Raw genomic sequence first — 16,399 nt, 5'->3', positions numbered from 1 at the left:
AGCTTGGAAGGATGGATATAGAGTCATGCCGCCATCAGCAAACAGTGTAATACCTGTTACATAACTCGCTTGTGAAGAAGCAAGCCATGCTGCTACCGCTGCAATTTCTTTTGGTTCTCCGATATATCCCATTGGAACCATACTTTCAACATCGGCACGTTTTTCTGGATCTGCAAATTTCTCAGCATTAATTGGCGTATTGATAGCACCTGGTCCAATATTGTTTACACGAATTCCTTTTGGTGCATATTCTAGTGCTAATGTTTCTGTCATTAGCTTAACACCACCTTTACTTGCTGCATAGTGAACAAATAATGGCCATGGAATTTGCTCGTGAACGCTTGACATGTTAATAACTGATCCTTTAATATCGTTCTCTACAAAATATTTAATTGCTTCGCGGCTTCCTAAGAAAGCGCCTGTTAAATTCGTATTAATTACTCTATTCCAATCACTTAATGGCATTTCATGTGAAGGTACCGGATTTTCGATACCTGCATTATTAATCATTACATTCAGCGTACCAAATTCTTTCACAGCAGATTGAATTAGATTAATCATATCTGATTCAACTCTGACATCTCCTTGTACAGCAATGGCCTCTCCACCAGCTTGCTTAACTGCTTGTACTACTTCATTTGCCTCTGATTCGTTTGAATAATAATTAATTACAACTTTCGCTTGTTCTTCTCCAAAACGAATTGCCATCGCTCTTCCAAGACCAGTTGCACCACCTGTAATAACAACTACTTTTCCTTTTAAATCTGTATACATAATTTTTTCCTCCTCTTTATCCTTTTGCAATTCCTAACATAACTCCAGCTGCGACAATAAAGATAATCCCAATGATAATCGCATTAAACTGACGTTTTGTTTTCTTTTCACCTAATATAAAAATGCCACCTAAAGTTGAGATTACAATCCCCATTTGGGAAAGGGAGAAGCTTGTAGCTACCCCTACACGTGGCTGTGAAATAAATAAAAACATATTTCCGGCTGCCCAAATTAAGCCAGGAATAATATTGCGAATGGCATATTTATTAAATGGTTGATGCTTAAATGTTAGCATCAGTCCACCTAACACCATGCCGATCGCTTGCGGCAATAACGCCGACCATCCGTCTATATCGAATAAGCGGATAATTACTACATACACTAAGTAACCAAGAGTTGAGATGAATAACATCACAATCCCTTTTTTGAAATTTCCTGTTTGTTCTTCGTTTTTCTCCTCGTTGCTTTGAAGAGATGTGAGAACGATTCCAACAATGATACAAATAAGTGCCAGAACACCTAATACAACAGACGTTGTTGTGGACCATTCATGAAATACGATTACTCCAAATAAAGTAGCTGACACTAATTGCATTCCTGTTGAAATAGGCATTGTTTTAGAAACCCCTATTAAATCAACACTTTTCAATTGATTGGCTTGTCCTACTGCCCAAAATAGGCCTGAAATAATCCCGATGATTATAACCATTGGCGTCAAAACGGGCTTCATAAAAATATAAACACCGATAGAAAAAACTAGAGCGCCAAGGGTAGTTCCTAGTATTTGACTGTAGGGGCCACCACCTAGTTTAACGTTGAAGAGTACAATACTTCCCCAAAATAATGCTGGTAAAATCGCTAATAAAATATCCATTTTTTAACCTTCCTAAAACATATTTATTTAGCTGAATTCATATAAGAGACAGCAAGCTTAGTTTGTTTGGTATCTAATTACGTCCCCCTTTTATTAAAAATAAGCACCTATTTAAAAATATGTTTTAAAATTAATTTATATTAAATATATTTTTGTTAACAGGTTACTTTATGTAACCAATAATAACTACACAATAATTTTATGTCAAGAATTAATTTTCGATTTTAAAAGGGTAAATAAAAAAATTCGTAATAAGCAAGTCTAATAAAATGGACTTGCTTATTACGAATTTCAATTTTTGAATGATTTAAATATACTTCCCAGTAAAAAAAATTCTCAATTCAAGATAAATAAAAGAGAAAAGTAATACAGTTATATAAATGCGTAAAAATTCTAAAGGAAGTGAGACTGTGCAATCACATCCAAACGAATGGATTTCGGTTATACCGTTGGAGCAAATGACTAATAAAGAATATGACGTTTTGATTGTTGGCAGTGGAGCAGGAGGCGGGGCGGTTCTATGGAGATTATGTGAACAATGGAAAAATAAAAAAAAACAAATTGGTCTTCTGGAAGCAGGGGATTTGCTTTTACCAACTCATGGGCAAAATCTTCCCACAATGAATATTGATCGGCTTTTAAACAATTATTTTCCTAAAGTCGCAACACCTATTGGGAAGCGGTTGCCTCAATATTCGGAAGCAACACTGGTTTTTGCTCTTGGAGGTAGAACCTTGTTTTGGAGTACGGCATCTCCCCGAATGCCTACTTTTGAAATGGAAAAATGGCCTGTGACAGCAAACGAGATGAAATTCTATTATGTTATCGCAGAAAAAGTAATGAATGTCACTCCGTTTTTCGCCCGAGGATCATCTATGCAAAACATCATGTTAGAGCGTCTTAAGAAAAATGGATTTCCGGAAGCTATAGACTTACCAATGGCTGTTAATCTTAAAGGAACACAACAAGGACAAATTGGTTCCGATGTTTTTTTTAGCTCAATCCATTTTTTAGCCTATGCCTTGAATTGGAGGGCTTTTGATTTAGCAGTCAATTCTCGTGTCGTTCAAGTAGTAATCGATCAAGGAAGAACAGTCGGAGTTCACGTGATTTCTCCTGATAAAAAGTCCTATTTCATTAGAGCAAAAACAGTTGTATTATCAACGGGTGCTCTAGAAACACCTCGAATTTTGCTTTACTCAGGAATTCAAGGACCAGCAATTGGCCATTATTTGACGAATCATTCCCTTCTTAGAGCTATAGGGCAAATAAACCGTAGAAACTTTTCAGAGGAACTAGGAAACTTAGTAATAAATATCCCTCAAACAAAACAATCTCCTTTTCAAATTCAAATGCTCGGATCGGAAAAATACTATGCTTATCAGCCTTTTGAGGAAAAACCATTTCTTGAGGAAGTGAAAATTGCGTTAAATACCTTCGGTAAAGTAGAATCCCGATTTGAAAATAGTGTTTACTTAGACCCTACCGAACGTGATGAATATGGTATACCACAGATTCAAGTCAGTTTTTCCTACAGTGAAAGAGACAATATGATCATCCAACAAATGGCACAAGCTAAGATACAAGCTACCTCAGCAATGAAATTATCCTTGACTTCACAAGAGAATAGGCCTCCAATCTCTCTAATGTCTCCTGGAAATGATTATCATGAGTCAGGTACATGCCGTATGGGTGATGATCCTTTAACTTCTGCAACCAATCAATTTGGTCAAATTCATGGCATTCCGGGTCTTTATGTAGCTGATAATAGTGTACTTCCCTCCATTGGAGCAGCTAATCCTACTCTAACTACAATTGCATTGTCTATTCGTACGGCTGATTACATTATCCGACAACTAGGGTAATATGGGGTGATTTACTTATATAAATTTCAATACATAATGGAACGTACAAAGAAATTTTGTACACAGCATATTAACTGCCACTTTCGGATTTCACTTCAAATACCCTCTTTTGTGGGGGCTATTTTTTTTGCGTATCGTGTTTTTTCTAAATGCTGAAGATATCCCAAGTTGCACGAGATAGTTAGGTTATCGGAATTAAATAAACATAAAAAAGCTATCAGGAATTGATAGCTTTTTTATGTTTATTTATAGTGCAAAATAGCGAGTACATATTATTTGAATCAGCAGCTAATTGTAGACTGCAAGGATCTGATTTTGAAATTACCTTATTCTTTAGAGTTTCGTATTTAAAAATATTTAGCAATTTCTTTCGCTTTAAGAATAGCATTTTCCTTAATTTCTAATGCTTTTTCAGGAAACTTGTTATGCCCCTCGATAAAGATACCCTCAAAAGATGAAGTTCCAAAAAACTCCATCATAACTTTTAAATAGCGGTGCCCCATTTCTTTTGATGCTTCTGGTCCGTCAATATAAATATCGCCACTCGCTTGAATGTGCAATGCTTTTTTACCTGTTAATAATCCAACTGATCCTTCTTTTGTATATTTGAATGTTTTTCCAGATACAGCTACAGCATCTAGATATGTTTTTAAAATGGCAGGGATGGAGAAATTCCACATAGGAGTAACAAATACATATTTATCAGCTAAGACAAACTGCCCACCTAATTCAGCTAGACGTCCGACTTTTGAAATTTCAATAGGTTTTAATTCGTTCAATGGGGTCCCGGATCTAAGTTTATTCCATCCGTTAAAGACATCAGCATCCAGATATGGAATATCAGCCTTATATAAATCAAGATGAACGATTTCATCATTAGGGTTTAGTTTTTTATAAGATTTAATAAATTCTTTTCCAACCGCCATACTGTATGATTGAGTATCATCAAATGGATGGGCTGTAATATAAAGAAGATTTGCCATATATTTATTCCAGCCTTTCTAAAATGAGGTCAGTTATTACTTGAATATTAAACAGTGTAAATTTTATAAGATAAATTGTCCATTTATTGAACTTATTAAGTATAATTTTTAGTGAATTATAATTTGTCTTTGTTTGAGAGTTATTTCGCTTGTGAATATGAAAGGAGATCTACATTTATTCTTTCATCCAGCTTTCTGCCCATTGACTAATTGGTCCCAGAATTTCCCCTAATGCTGCGCCTTTTTTGGTAAGTGAATATTCTATTCTTACAGGGCGTTCTGCGAGTACATGTCTTACCACTATATCGTTATCCTCAAGTTCTTTCATTCTTTCTGTGAGCATACGTTTACTTAAATCTGGAATTATTGTATGAATCTCGCTAAAACGTTTAGGACCACTCATTAGTACATAAATAATTAATCCCGTCCATCTTTTTCCTATTAATTCAAAGCTTCTTTCTATTTTAGGTTCTATGTCTCGTTGATTATTCATTTCTCACACCTCCGTGCCAATAAATTGTAATTGTGTGTTTCTATATATGTATTGTAACCATATAAATTATATCAAACAAATAGGATAATTCCGTTATTTATGTAGGGAATTATAAATAATTAGCGGGGGAAAGCAATCTGCGTGTTTCTATTTTAATAATATTTTTTTATAATGTGAAGTTTTTTCCGTATTATATCTAATTAATATACAAAATTTACAATTATTAAGAAAAGTTGTTAGAGATGGAGATTTTTCAGTGGCCTCGAATTTTTCTGCGAGGTTTTTTGAACGTTATCTTATAGATGTGTTATATAATTTGTAGTTAATTAGGATAAAAATAATCCTATAACTGTATGTAAGAATATATAATTTTACACTCTTTTCTATGATAGAAAAGGATACTACGTTAGTAAATATAAAGAGTTAGAAATTATAGTTTATAGGGCACTTTTTTGTTCCTATGGAACTTTAAAGTGCGTAATTTTCTTTATCGTTAATATATATCATAATGGTATTTACTAGTTGGTTTTAGCTTTACTCTGCTTTTGATGTGATTTTTTAATTCCGTACAGAGTGCAATAGCTACATAATTTTCGTTTATACTCTTTTGAAAAAAGGGTGGATCAGCTTATTTTCTGTTAAAGATAAGAGAAATGAACCACAATATAAACGTAATTATTTATTCCAACGTAAGTCAATCATGTAGCACATGAATTTGGAGGGATCTATATGCATATGCAATTAAAAGGGAAAACAGCACTGGTTACTGGATCTACGGCAGGCATTGGAAAAGCAATTGCCACTTCATTAGTAGCGGAAGGAGCTACTGTACTTATTAATGGACGCCGTGAAGAAAATGTTAATCAAACGATAAACGAAATTCGAGCGCAGTATCCTGATGCCATTCTTCAACCTGTAGTAGCTGATTTAGGAACAGAACAAGGGTGCCAAAATGTGATTGAAAAGTACCCTGAAGTAGACATTCTTATTAACAACTTAGGAATTTTTGAACCTGTAGAATATTTTGATATCCGTGATGAAGATTGGTTTAAATTGTTTGAAGTCAATATTATGAGTGGTGTTCGACTTACTCGCTCGTACTTGAAAAAAATGATTGAAAGAAAAGAAGGAAGAGTTATATTTATTGCTAGCGAAGCAGCTATTATGCCATCTCAAGAAATGGCTCATTATAGTGCGACTAAAACGATGCAACTCTCACTTTCTCGTAGTTTAGCTGAGCTGACGACAGGAACGAATGTGACTGTTAATACTATCATGCCTGGTTCGACTTTAACGGAAGGAGTGGAGACTATGTTAAATAGTCTTTATCCTAATGAGCAATTGACAATAGAAGAAGCTGAGAAGCGATTTATGAAAGAAAATCGACCAACCTCTATTATTCAAAGACTTATTCGACCAGAAGAAATTGCCAATCTTGTCACTTTCTTAAGCAGCCCACTATCTTCAGCGATTAATGGTTCCGCGTTGCGAATAGACGGGGGATTAGTACGTAGTGTATTTTAATAAATTTAAAACAATATAATATGCTGTTGAAGGTAAAGATGGTAAGGCAAATGAGTTGTATTTTACTTATTAACAGAAATATATATAAAGCAAATTGTGATATGAAAACAGCCGGATTTTCTACTATAAGAAAAATTCGGCTGTTATTTTTTTATTTGTTGTAAAGGATGGGAAGCTTTTAAGGTTGTGGCACGCCTCTTAAGACAAAGATAAGGCGAAGTGATCCTGCTGTTATTTGTATTATTTAGTGAAAGTTACCAAACGTTTTTCAACACTATTTTCCCTATTGCTTTATTTGATTCCAAATATTCATGTGCTTGTGCAATTTCATCAAACGTAAAAGTTTTCGAATCTAGCAATGGGCGAAGTTTTCCTTCTTCTACTATTTGCGTTAGTTTATTTAAAATTTCCCCACAAGCGTCACGTTTATCTGTATGTAATATTTTTAACGCCATAAAAGTAACGTGCAGAGAGAGTCCTTTTGCGTGTAAAGGAGAGAGGTCATGGGTTGAACGAGCTGCAATTGTTACGACAGTTCCGTTGATTGCAGCAGCTTCGAAAGAGTTATCGAGATTTTTGCCACCTACTGTATCAAATATAACTTCAAATCCGTTGCCATTCGTATGTTTTTGCACATATTCTTGAACAGATTCTTCTTTATAGTTAATAGCTACGTCAGCTCCGAGACGATGGGCTATTTCTATTTTGCTTTGCTGAGAAGCGGTTGTAAAAACTTTAGCACCAGTCCATTTAGCTAGTTGAATGGCTACGTGTCCTACGCCACCAGTAGCTCCATGAATGAGAACATTTTGACCAGGTTTAATATTTGCACGATCAAATAAAGATTCCCAAGCTGTAATTGCCACTAATGGTAGAGCAGCTGCTTCTTCCATTGTTATATTGTTAGGTTTGTGAGCAATTAATCGCGTATCAGCAAGCATAAACTCTGCAAGTGCACCACCAGTTTCTTTAAAACCTCCGGCACATCCGTATACTTCATCGCCAGCTTTGAATTTCGAAACACCTTCTCCTACTTCAATAACAATACCAGCTACATCGCCATGTAATATAGCTGGAAACTCAGGAGCGACTGCTGAAACGGCACCACTACGCATTTTCGTATCGATTGGATTTACACTTGTTGCTTTTACATCGATTAGAACATGACCTGGTAAAAGTTTTGGTTTTGAAACTTCTTCTAATTGAAATACAGATGAATCCCCAAAAGAATGGATAATTTGTGCTTTCATAGTTTATACCTCCTGTTTATGGTTATAGCATAGCAAAGTACGAAAAATAAGTATAATATTTTGAATTTGGTTAGTGAGCATTTTATATAAAGAAGAGGCAAGTACGTGGGATCATGTAACGTACTTGCAAAAGCAACTGTAAAGTTTTTTGAAGAAAGGATAGATGTTATTTTTGCAGCACGATTTATTCATTATGTTTATTACTACTCACTTAGTATAGGTACTTTAAAGTGCCTACATCACTTTAAAGTACGTACTGTTATTCATGTTATGGCCGATTTATAATAACACTCGTAGCACAAAGAAAGTTATAACGATGACAATCGGCAACAATGTGGTGTTGCAGTATTGCTTATGAATTTTGAGAAGAAATATGAAAAGTATAGATTTATATGAATAAAGGAAAGTGAGTGAAACAAATGGAAAAGTTTGCGAATCATTTTGGATATAATCGTATGTTTGCGAAAGATCAGCTTACATTAGGAGTTCACATTCCGATTGAAAATTATCAGTTTCATGCTCCAACGATGGAAAAACAAGTAGAGTTAGTACAAAAAGCAGAACAATATGGTTTTACAGGTGTATGGCTTCGCGATGTTTTACTGCAAGACCCTGACTTTGGTGATCCTGCAACAGGTCAAATTTACGATATGATGATTTATTTAACGTATTTAGCAAGTAAAACAGAGAAAATCGCATTTGGAACGTCGGCAACCGTATTGTCACTTCGTCATCCATTGCGTGTAGCAAAAGAAATTGCTACATTAGATCAACTATTTCCAGAAAGAATTATGCTTGGCGTTTCATCCGGTGACAGACGTGCCGATTTCAAAGCGCTAGGTGTTAGTCATGAAACACGAGGTGAAAAGTTTAGAGAAGCGTTTGCTTACTTGGAAGAGATTTTGTATAAAAACTTCCCGTCTATCCAGTCGACACTAGGAGAAGTGCATGGAGCAAATTTAGTTCCAAAACCGTCTAAACGTGTTCCAACCTTTATTACAGGTTTTAGTCAGCAAAATATGGATTGGTTCGCTGAACATGGTGATGGATGGATGTACTACCCACGTAGTCCAGTGCATCAGGCAGCAGCAATTGGACAATGGAGAGAACTAGTAGAGGATTATCATCCAGATGTATTTAAACCATTTATCCAACCGATGCATTTAGACTTATCTGAAGATCCAAATGAACGTCCTACACCGATACGTTTAGGTTACCGTACAGGGCGTAAGGCACTAATTGAATTACTTGATATATATAAAAGTATTGGTGTGAATCATTTATTCCTTGCTCTATTTGATGGTCAACGTCCAGCTGACGAAGTATTGGATGAGCTAGGAGAAGAAGTACTACCTCATTTCCCAGCATTGTAAAGGAGTGAAAAGAATGAAAGCGATAGGACTTATGCAATATGGAGATAAAAGCTTACTACAAGAGATTGAAATGCAGACACCGCTATTAGGAGACACCGATGTACTAATTGAAGTATATGCAGCTGGTATAAATCCCGTGGATTGGAAAATACGTGAAGGTTTACTGCAAGACGTAATTTCTTATGACTTCCCGCTTGTTTTAGGATGGGATGTTGCAGGTGTAGTTGCTGCTATAGGGCCAAACGTAACAGCATGTAAAGTGGGGGATGAAGTATATAGTCGTCCGGATATTGAACGAAACGGTGCTTATGCAGAGTACGTGGCTGTAGATGAGAAATATGTGGCGAAAAAACCGAGGAATTTATCTTTTGAAGAGGCGGCATCAATCCCTCTTGTAGGTTTGACAAGTTGGCAAAGCTTAGTAAAATTCGCAAATATTCAAAAAGGCAATAAGGTTTTAATTCATGCTGGATCTGGCGGGATTGGTACGTTTGCTATTCAGCTAGCGAAAAGTTTCGGTGCACATGTTGCAACTACGACTAGTACGAAAAACATGCAGTTTGTAAAGGATCTAGGCGCTGATACTGTCGTCGATTACAAAACAGAAGACTTTTCTTCGCTTTTGCATAATTACAATATTGTTTTTGATGTGTTAGGCGGAGATGTACTAAAGGATAGTTATAAAGTGCTTGCACCAAATGGAAAGTTAGCGTCTATTTATGGTCCGAAAGGTATGGAAATTCCGCAAACCGAGATATCAAGAGAGAAAAATATTGAGAGTGACCATATATTTACTGAACCTAACGGATATGAACTTTCTCTTATTACAGAATTAATTGAGGGCGGGAAGATTAAACCCGTTGTCACGCATGTGTTGCCTTTACATGTAGAAGGTGTAAAAAAAGCGCACCACATAAGTGAGTCAGAGCGTGCTCGTGGCAAAATAGTATTGAAGAAACATTGGTAAAGTATGAGGTTTTAGAGACAGTATTGTGCTAAGTAGCGAATGAGTTTATATATTCTATTCTAGCAATTGTTTTAAAAGGGAGAGAACAAATGGATTCAATGACATTTCTTTTATTTGGAGCGACAGGGGATTTAGCGAAACGCAAAATTTACCCTGCTTTATACAAATTATTTAGTAATGGGAATATACCGCAATCTATTTCTATTATCGGTATTGGTAGAAGGGTAATGTCAGATGTGGAATTTCAAACAAAGGTAGAACAATCCCTTGCTACATTTTCTAGAAGATCTACTGATGACGAATTAGGAGTAGAAGAATTTATTAGCACATTTCGTTATTGTCAATTAAATACAGCGAATATAGAGGACTATCAAGATTTGTTGAGTCTTGTAAAGAGACGTGAAACAGAATTGAACATTCCTGAAGACCGCATGTTTTACCTATCTGTTATACCAGAAGTATTTGATGTCATTACTTTAAATATTAAGGAAAGTGGATTGTGGGCTACAAAAGGATTGAACCGTCTTATTATAGAGAAGCCTTTTGGTCATCATGTAACGTCTGCTCACGAGTTTAACGAAAAATTAATTGAAGATTTTGATGAAACTGATATTTTTTATATCGATCATTATCTTTGAAAATGAGTGGTAACTAAGGATAAACTTAGAAAAGTATTACGAAATAAATAGTATGTAATTTAAGACATTTTTATTGACGATAATAATATATGTGGTTAATATACTAGACATAAGATTATTTAATTACTAAAAGTAATTAAATATATGTTATTTCGTAAAGTATTATAAATAAGTAAGTCGTGGTAGAAACGCTTTGAATTGCTACTATTAATATTGGGGACAATTAGAAAGCGAAAGGTATAAAAAGAATTGGAATTTGATAACTCTTTGTTTTTTATAAAAACATGAGCTTCTGTACAATTCATTTTTAATATATTGACCAGGATTATACAACAAGAGGGGGACTGAAATTGGAATCAATGACCTTTGTTTTATTTGGAGCGACAGGGGACCTAGCGAAACGCAAAATTTACCCCGCACTATATAACTTATATAGAGATCAAAAGCTTCCAAAGCAAATATCCGTTATCGGGCTTGGGAGACGTGAAGTATCTCATGTAGATTTTCAAAAAAGAATAAAAGAATCAATAGAGACGTTTTCTCGTCATAGAGAAGAAGGTACTCCAGAACTCGAAGGTTTTTTAGATAATTTTCGCTATTGTCCATTAGATGTGAGTAAGCCGGAAGACTATGAGAGATTATTACAAGTCGTTCGTGAAAGGGAAGAAGAACTACATATAAAAGGGAATAGAATGTTCTATCTTTCCGTTGCTCCTGAATTTTTTGAGACAATCGCTTTAAATATTAAGGAAAGCGGACTTGATAAAACGGATGGATGGAAACGCCTAATGATTGAGAAACCGTTCGGGCACGACCTTACATCTGCTCGTGAGCTGAATGATAAGCTTAGTCGCACGTTTGAAGAAGACGAGATATATCGTATTGATCATTATTTAGGTAAGCCGATGATTCAAAACCTTGAAGCACTAGAGTTTGCAAATCCTGTTTTACAATCGATTTGGAATAAAGAACATATAGCAAATGTACAAATCACAGCGAGTGAAACAGTTGGGGTTGAAGAAAGGGCAGGATATTATGATCAGGCAGGAGCCATTCGAGATATGGTTCAAAATCATATGTTACAAATATTAATGATGACTGCTATGAATTTGCCGGAAAAGGTTAATGCATGTGAAATTCGAGAGGAAAAGCGAAAGGTAATGGAGGCGCTTCGTAAAGTGAAAAAAGAAGACGTTCAAAACCATATCATTCGCGGACAATATGGTGCAGGTGAGATAAATGGCGGGCAAGTTGTAGCATATAAAGAGGAGCCAGGAGTAAATCCTTCTTCTAATATAGACACATTTGTCGCTGCTCGCTTGTGGATCGATAATCCATTTTGGACTGGCGTTCCCTTTTATATACGAACAGGCAAACGAATGAAAGAAAAGTCTACTCGTATTGTAATCGAATTTAAAAATACGTTAAAACAGCAATATCAAGATAGTAATCCAAATGCAGCACCTAACTTGTTAATAATTGAAATTAGCCCAGGTGAGAACGTTTCATTACAGTTAAATAGTAAAAATCCATTGAAAAATGGAGAAATTGAACCGATCCGTATTAACTTTACTTGTGAGCAAGCGGATGTGGGAGTACCTGAAGCGTATGAAAGACTCATTCACGATGCTGTGAGTGGAGACGCTACATTCTTTGCACATTGGAGAGAAGTTGAATTGTCATGGGAATGGGTACAACCAATTCTTGAAGCATTCGAGGAAAACTTATTACCACTTCATGAATATGAGTCTGGTTCATATGGTCCAGAGGCATCTAATGAATTATTGCAAGAAAGTGGATTTAAATGGTGGTTAGATCAAGAAACGAAAAAATAAGTACTTTCTTTCATGAAAGCATGTAGGGGGACGATTACTATGACACAAAACATAAATCAATTAGCAGTGAATACAATTCGTACGTTATCAATTGATGCTATTAATGCGGCAAATTCAGGTCATCCAGGTCTTCCGATGGGAGCAGCGCCAATGGCTTATGCATTATGGGCGAATCATTTAAATCATAATCCTAATCATCCAAAATGGTTTAACCGTGATCGCTTCGTTTTATCGGCGGGACATGGATCTAGCTTATTATATAGCCTACTTCATTTAGCTGGATATGACGTTTCAATTGATGACTTGAAAAACTTCAGAAAGTTAAATAGTAAAACACCAGGTCATCCTGAGTTTGGTCACACTTCTGGAGTTGAAGCGACGACAGGACCGTTAGGACAAGGGATTGCCAATGCTGTCGGAATGGCAATGGCAGAAGCGCATTTAGCGGCGAAGTTCAATAAGGGTGGTCACTCTATTATTGATCACAATACGTACGCTTTAGTTGGAGACGGTGATTTAATGGAAGGTGTCGCTTATGAAGCGATGTCAATGGCAGGACATATGAAACTTGGCAAGTTAATTGTGCTGTATGATTCAAATGAAATTTCACTTGATGGTGAATTAAACATTGCTTTCTCTGAAGATATGCAGAAAAGAGTAGAATCTGCACATTGGCAATATGTAAGAGTTGAAGATGGAAACGATGTTGATGCGATTACAAAAGCGATTCAATTAGCGAAAGATAATACGGACCAACCTACTCTTATAGAAATTAGAACCATTATAGGTTACGGAAGTCCAAAAGTTGCTGGAACGAACAAAGCACATGGTAATCCGCTTGGAGTAGAAGAAGCGACAGCGACAAAACAAGTGTATGGTTGGCATTATGAAGAAGACTTCTTTGTACCTGAAGAAGTAACAGCTCATTTTAATGAACTGAAACAAAAAGGTATTGAAAAAGAAAATGGCTGGAATGAGCAGTTCAACTTATACAGAGAGTCAAACCCTGCACTAGCAGATGAATTAGAAAAAGCGATTACAGGTGAAGTTTTAATCGAAGCGAAAGACATTTTATCCTTCGATACTGAAAAAACGATTTCAACTCGTGTTGCAAGTGGGGAAGCTATTAATCATTATGTGAAATCGATTCCTTCTATTTTCGGTGGAAGTGCGGATCTTTCTCATTCTACGATGACAGATATAAAAGGTGAAGCAGTGTATGCAGTAGAATCGTATGCTGGTCGAAATATATACTTCGGTGTACGTGAACATGCAATGGGCGCAGCAGCGAATGGACTGGCTCTTCATGGAGGAGTAAAACCGTTCGTGAGTACATTCTTTGTATTTAATGACTATCTTCGTCCATCCATTCGACTGGCTGCATTGCAAAAGTTACCTGTTACGTACGTATTTACACATGATTCGATTGCTGTAGGAGAAGATGGTCCAACGCATGAACCTATTGAACATTTAGCAGCTCTTCGGGCAATTCCTGGTTTAACAGTTATCCGTCCGTCAGATGCAAATGAAACAGCAAGTGCGTGGGCGTATGCTTTACAGCAAACGGATGGTCCAGTCGTTTTAGTACTGAGCCGTCAAAATTTACCGGTGTTTCATGAAACGAAAGCAAACATAGAGAATCTTTCTAAAGGGGCTTACGTATTAACACAAACGAATGAAAATCCGGATGTAATTTTAATTGCGACAGGTTCTGAAGTATCCTTAGCTGCTAGTGCAAAAGCGAAACTAGAAGAAGACAATGTCTCTGTTCGCATCGTTGCAATGCCAAGTTGGGAGTTATTCGATCGTCAATCGAATGAATATAAAGAATCCGTTCTTCCGTCTTCTGTAACGAAACGAGTATCTCTTGAGATGGGTGTATCTCTCGGGTGGGAGCGTTATGTAGGACAAGAAGGAAAAGTACTATCAATTGAAACATTTGGAGCTTCAGGAACTGGTGCTGAAGTCATGAATCTATTTGGATTTACGACAGAAAATGTTGTTCAAATTACAAAAAATGTATTGAATTCTTAAGCTATGACTGTGAATACCTTTCCGTACATATCAGTGCTGCAAGGTATTCCAGATTGTAGTGATATGAATTTTTAATAAAAGATGATTTGAGGAGGAATTATATTATGCAAGTAGGATTAATTGGCTTAGGTAAAATGGGATTAAACTTAGGGAAAAATTTAATCGATCATAAACATGAAGTAGCAGCATTTGACTTGAATGCAAGTGCAGTGGAAGAAATGAAAGAGTACGGGGCAACAGGTGTATCTAGTTTAAATGAACTTGTTCAGTCATTACAATCACCAAGAGTTCTTTGGGTTATGGTACCACACGCTGTTGTAGATTCTGTTATCGATGAGGTTACACCACTTTTATCAAAAGGAGACATTTTAATTGAAGCGGGTAATTCACATTATAAAGAGTCTATTCGCCGATATGAGCAACTAAAGAAAGATGGTATTCACTTTATGGATGCAGGAACTTCTGGCGGAATGGAAGGCGCTCGTAATGGTGCTTGTTATATGATCGGAGGAGATCAAGAAGCTTGGGATATCGTTGAACCTATCTTCCGAGATACTGCTGTAGAAAATGGATTCTTATATGCTGGAAAAGCTGGTAGTGGTCACTTCTTAAAAATGGTTCACAACGGAATTGAATACGGTATGATGGCTGCTATTGGTGAAGGATTTGAGATTCTAGAGAAAAGTGAATTTGACTATGATTATGAAAAAGTATCAAGAGTATGGAACAACGGTTCAGTAATCCGTTCATGGTTAATGGAATTAACAGAAAATGCATTTTCTAAAGATGCAAAACTAGATGAAATTAAGGGTGTTATGCATTCTTCTGGTGAAGGAAAATGGACAGTAGAAACAGCATTAGACCTTCAAACAGCAACTCCTGTTATCGCAATGTCGTTATTAATGCGCTACCGCTCATTAGACAATGATACATTTACAGGAAAAGTAGTAGCAGCTCTGCGCAATGAATTTGGCGGACATGCAGTAGAAAAGAAATAAACATCTTAAAAATTTAACTCATTGACGTTTAAAAAATGGAGGGAATGAATCATGAAATTTTTTATTGATACTGCAAATCTTGAGGACATAAAAAAAGCATATAAACTTGGAGTTTTAGCTGGTGTTACAACGAATCCTTCTTTAGTAGCAAAAGAGGGCATTAAATTTGAAGACCGTATCGCAGAAATTTGTCAGGCAGTTCCTAAAGTTGAATCTGTTTCGGCAGAAGTAACGCCAGATGCTGTGACGGCTGAAGAAATGATTGCTCAAGCAGAAGAGTTGATTAAGATTAACGGCGGCGATGAGAAAGTTACAATAAAACTTCCAATGACGCTAGCAGGATTAGAAGCTTGTCGCTATCTTACTGAAAAAGGTGTGAAAACGAACGTTACACTTATTTTCACTGTGAACCAAGCACTTTTAGCTGCCAGAGCAGGTGCAACGTATGTTTCTCCATTTTTAGGACGTTTAGATGATATTTCTGAAGATGGCGTATTATTAGTTGCTAAAATTGCTGAATTATTCGATGTTCACCAATTAGATACACAAATTATTGCGGCTTCTGTTAGACATCCAGATCATGTAACTCGTGTAGCGATGGCAGGTGCTCACATTGCAACAATCCCTTATAAAGTAATTGAACAACTTGCTATGCACCCATTAACAGATCAAGGTATTGAGAAGTTTGCTGCGGACTGGGCGAAAGCTCCTAAATTATAATGCATAAAAGTGAAGGAGCTTTCCGAAAATTGCTTTTCATGAGAGGACAAATCCTAAGTAACTTCATCGTT

Annotated in this window: 15 protein-coding genes; 10 read left to right on the top strand and 5 right to left on the bottom strand. The window is 36.2% G+C overall.

The features are described from left to right. Together BAQ46_RS28145 and BAQ46_RS28140 are read right to left on the bottom strand one after the other, a co-directional pair. A partial coding sequence (locus BAQ46_RS28145; protein ID WP_071743319.1) for a glucose 1-dehydrogenase occupies window positions 1-774 on the bottom strand: 774 nt, incomplete at its 3' end. Between the two features lie 16 nt (window positions 775-790). After that, window positions 791-1,648, bottom strand: a complete 858-nt coding sequence (locus BAQ46_RS28140; protein ID WP_000353538.1) for a GRP family sugar transporter — start codon at window positions 1,646-1,648, stop codon at window positions 791-793. A 380-nt stretch (window positions 1,649-2,028) separates the two neighbouring features. Between BAQ46_RS28140 and BAQ46_RS28135 the strand changes: the two genes are divergently transcribed. After that, window positions 2,029-3,513, top strand: coding sequence for a GMC oxidoreductase (locus BAQ46_RS28135; protein WP_001997893.1), 1,485 nt, complete (start codon window positions 2,029-2,031; stop codon window positions 3,511-3,513). 347 nt (window positions 3,514-3,860) lie between these two features. Here the strand turns inward: BAQ46_RS28135 and BAQ46_RS28130 are convergent, their stop codons facing one another. Together BAQ46_RS28130 and BAQ46_RS28125 are read right to left on the bottom strand one after the other, a co-directional pair. Further along, entirely contained in the window at window positions 3,861-4,496 is a 636-nt protein-coding gene (locus tag BAQ46_RS28130; RefSeq protein ID WP_000002013.1) for an FMN-dependent NADH-azoreductase, read from the bottom strand. Window positions 4,497-4,671: 175 nt separating this feature from the next. Then, window positions 4,672-4,989: a winged helix-turn-helix transcriptional regulator gene (locus BAQ46_RS28125; RefSeq protein WP_001064754.1), complete on the bottom strand. Its 318-nt coding sequence runs from the start codon at window positions 4,987-4,989 to the stop codon at window positions 4,672-4,674. A gap of 729 nt (window positions 4,990-5,718) precedes the next feature. Here BAQ46_RS28125 and BAQ46_RS28120 point away from each other — a divergent pair. Beyond that, window positions 5,719-6,513 (top strand): SDR family NAD(P)-dependent oxidoreductase, encoded by a 795-nt coding sequence (locus BAQ46_RS28120; protein WP_000551093.1) that lies wholly within the window; start codon window positions 5,719-5,721, stop codon window positions 6,511-6,513. 254 nt (window positions 6,514-6,767) lie between these two features. Here the strand turns inward: BAQ46_RS28120 and BAQ46_RS28110 are convergent, their stop codons facing one another. After that, a complete protein-coding gene (locus tag BAQ46_RS28110; protein ID WP_071743317.1) occupies window positions 6,768-7,763 on the bottom strand; it encodes a zinc-dependent alcohol dehydrogenase family protein in 996 nt (331 codons plus the stop codon). 105 nt (window positions 7,764-7,868) lie between these two features. Between BAQ46_RS28110 and BAQ46_RS28105 the strand changes: the two genes are divergently transcribed. The 8 genes from BAQ46_RS28105 (at window position 7,869) to fsa (ending at window position 16,328) form a co-directional block, all read left to right on the top strand. Next, complete coding sequence (locus tag BAQ46_RS28105) at window positions 7,869-8,048, top strand: hypothetical protein (RefSeq protein WP_000534222.1); 180 nt, start codon at window positions 7,869-7,871, stop codon at window positions 8,046-8,048. 134 nt (window positions 8,049-8,182) lie between these two features. Further along, a complete protein-coding gene (locus tag BAQ46_RS28100) occupies window positions 8,183-9,136 on the top strand; it encodes an LLM class oxidoreductase (RefSeq protein ID WP_071743316.1) in 954 nt (317 codons plus the stop codon). A gap of 13 nt (window positions 9,137-9,149) precedes the next feature. Continuing rightward, the gene (locus BAQ46_RS28095) at window positions 9,150-10,103 is read left to right on the top strand and encodes an NADP-dependent oxidoreductase (protein ID WP_071743314.1); all 954 of its coding nucleotides are present in this window, start codon (window positions 9,150-9,152) and stop codon (window positions 10,101-10,103) included. 89 nt (window positions 10,104-10,192) lie between these two features. Continuing rightward, a complete protein-coding gene (locus tag BAQ46_RS28090) occupies window positions 10,193-10,741 on the top strand; it encodes a glucose-6-phosphate dehydrogenase (protein ID WP_071743312.1) in 549 nt (182 codons plus the stop codon). A gap of 350 nt (window positions 10,742-11,091) precedes the next feature. Beyond that, window positions 11,092-12,576, top strand: coding sequence for a glucose-6-phosphate dehydrogenase (gene zwf / locus BAQ46_RS28085; RefSeq protein ID WP_000445343.1), 1,485 nt, complete (start codon window positions 11,092-11,094; stop codon window positions 12,574-12,576). Window positions 12,577-12,615: 39 nt separating this feature from the next. Further along, a complete protein-coding gene (gene tkt / locus BAQ46_RS28080; protein ID WP_071743311.1) occupies window positions 12,616-14,610 on the top strand; it encodes a transketolase in 1,995 nt (664 codons plus the stop codon). 104 nt (window positions 14,611-14,714) lie between these two features. Further along, window positions 14,715-15,608, top strand: a complete 894-nt coding sequence (gene gnd / locus BAQ46_RS28075) for a phosphogluconate dehydrogenase (NAD(+)-dependent, decarboxylating) (RefSeq protein ID WP_071743309.1) — start codon at window positions 14,715-14,717, stop codon at window positions 15,606-15,608. 51 nt (window positions 15,609-15,659) lie between these two features. Then, on the top strand, window positions 15,660-16,328 hold the full coding sequence (fsa, locus tag BAQ46_RS28070) for a fructose-6-phosphate aldolase (RefSeq protein ID WP_000667676.1): 669 nt from the start codon (window positions 15,660-15,662) through the stop codon (window positions 16,326-16,328). Window positions 16,329-16,399: the final 71 nt, after the last annotated feature.

The organism is Bacillus paranthracis (assembly GCF_001883995.1).
GTDB lineage: Bacteria > Bacillota > Bacilli > Bacillales > Bacillaceae_G > Bacillus_A > Bacillus_A paranthracis.
This window is presented reverse-complemented; position numbering and strand designations above follow the sequence as displayed.

Coding starts and splice junctions, on each gene's coding strand:
- fsa (WP_000667676.1), top strand. CDS start 15,660: ATGAAATTTTTTATTGATACTGCAAATCTTGAGGACATAAAAAAAGCA.
- BAQ46_RS28125 (WP_001064754.1), bottom strand. CDS start 4,989: ATGAATAATCAACGAGACATAGAACCTAAAATAGAAAGAAGCTTTGAA.
- tkt (WP_071743311.1), top strand. CDS start 12,616: ATGACACAAAACATAAATCAATTAGCAGTGAATACAATTCGTACGTTA.
- BAQ46_RS28095 (WP_071743314.1), top strand. CDS start 9,150: ATGAAAGCGATAGGACTTATGCAATATGGAGATAAAAGCTTACTACAA.
- BAQ46_RS28100 (WP_071743316.1), top strand. CDS start 8,183: ATGGAAAAGTTTGCGAATCATTTTGGATATAATCGTATGTTTGCGAAA.
- BAQ46_RS28135 (WP_001997893.1), top strand. CDS start 2,029: ATGCGTAAAAATTCTAAAGGAAGTGAGACTGTGCAATCACATCCAAAC.
- gnd (WP_071743309.1), top strand. CDS start 14,715: ATGCAAGTAGGATTAATTGGCTTAGGTAAAATGGGATTAAACTTAGGG.
- BAQ46_RS28120 (WP_000551093.1), top strand. CDS start 5,719: ATGCATATGCAATTAAAAGGGAAAACAGCACTGGTTACTGGATCTACG.
- BAQ46_RS28090 (WP_071743312.1), top strand. CDS start 10,193: ATGGATTCAATGACATTTCTTTTATTTGGAGCGACAGGGGATTTAGCG.
- BAQ46_RS28130 (WP_000002013.1), bottom strand. CDS start 4,496: ATGGCAAATCTTCTTTATATTACAGCCCATCCATTTGATGATACTCAA.
- BAQ46_RS28140 (WP_000353538.1), bottom strand. CDS start 1,648: ATGGATATTTTATTAGCGATTTTACCAGCATTATTTTGGGGAAGTATT.
- BAQ46_RS28110 (WP_071743317.1), bottom strand. CDS start 7,763: ATGAAAGCACAAATTATCCATTCTTTTGGGGATTCATCTGTATTTCAA.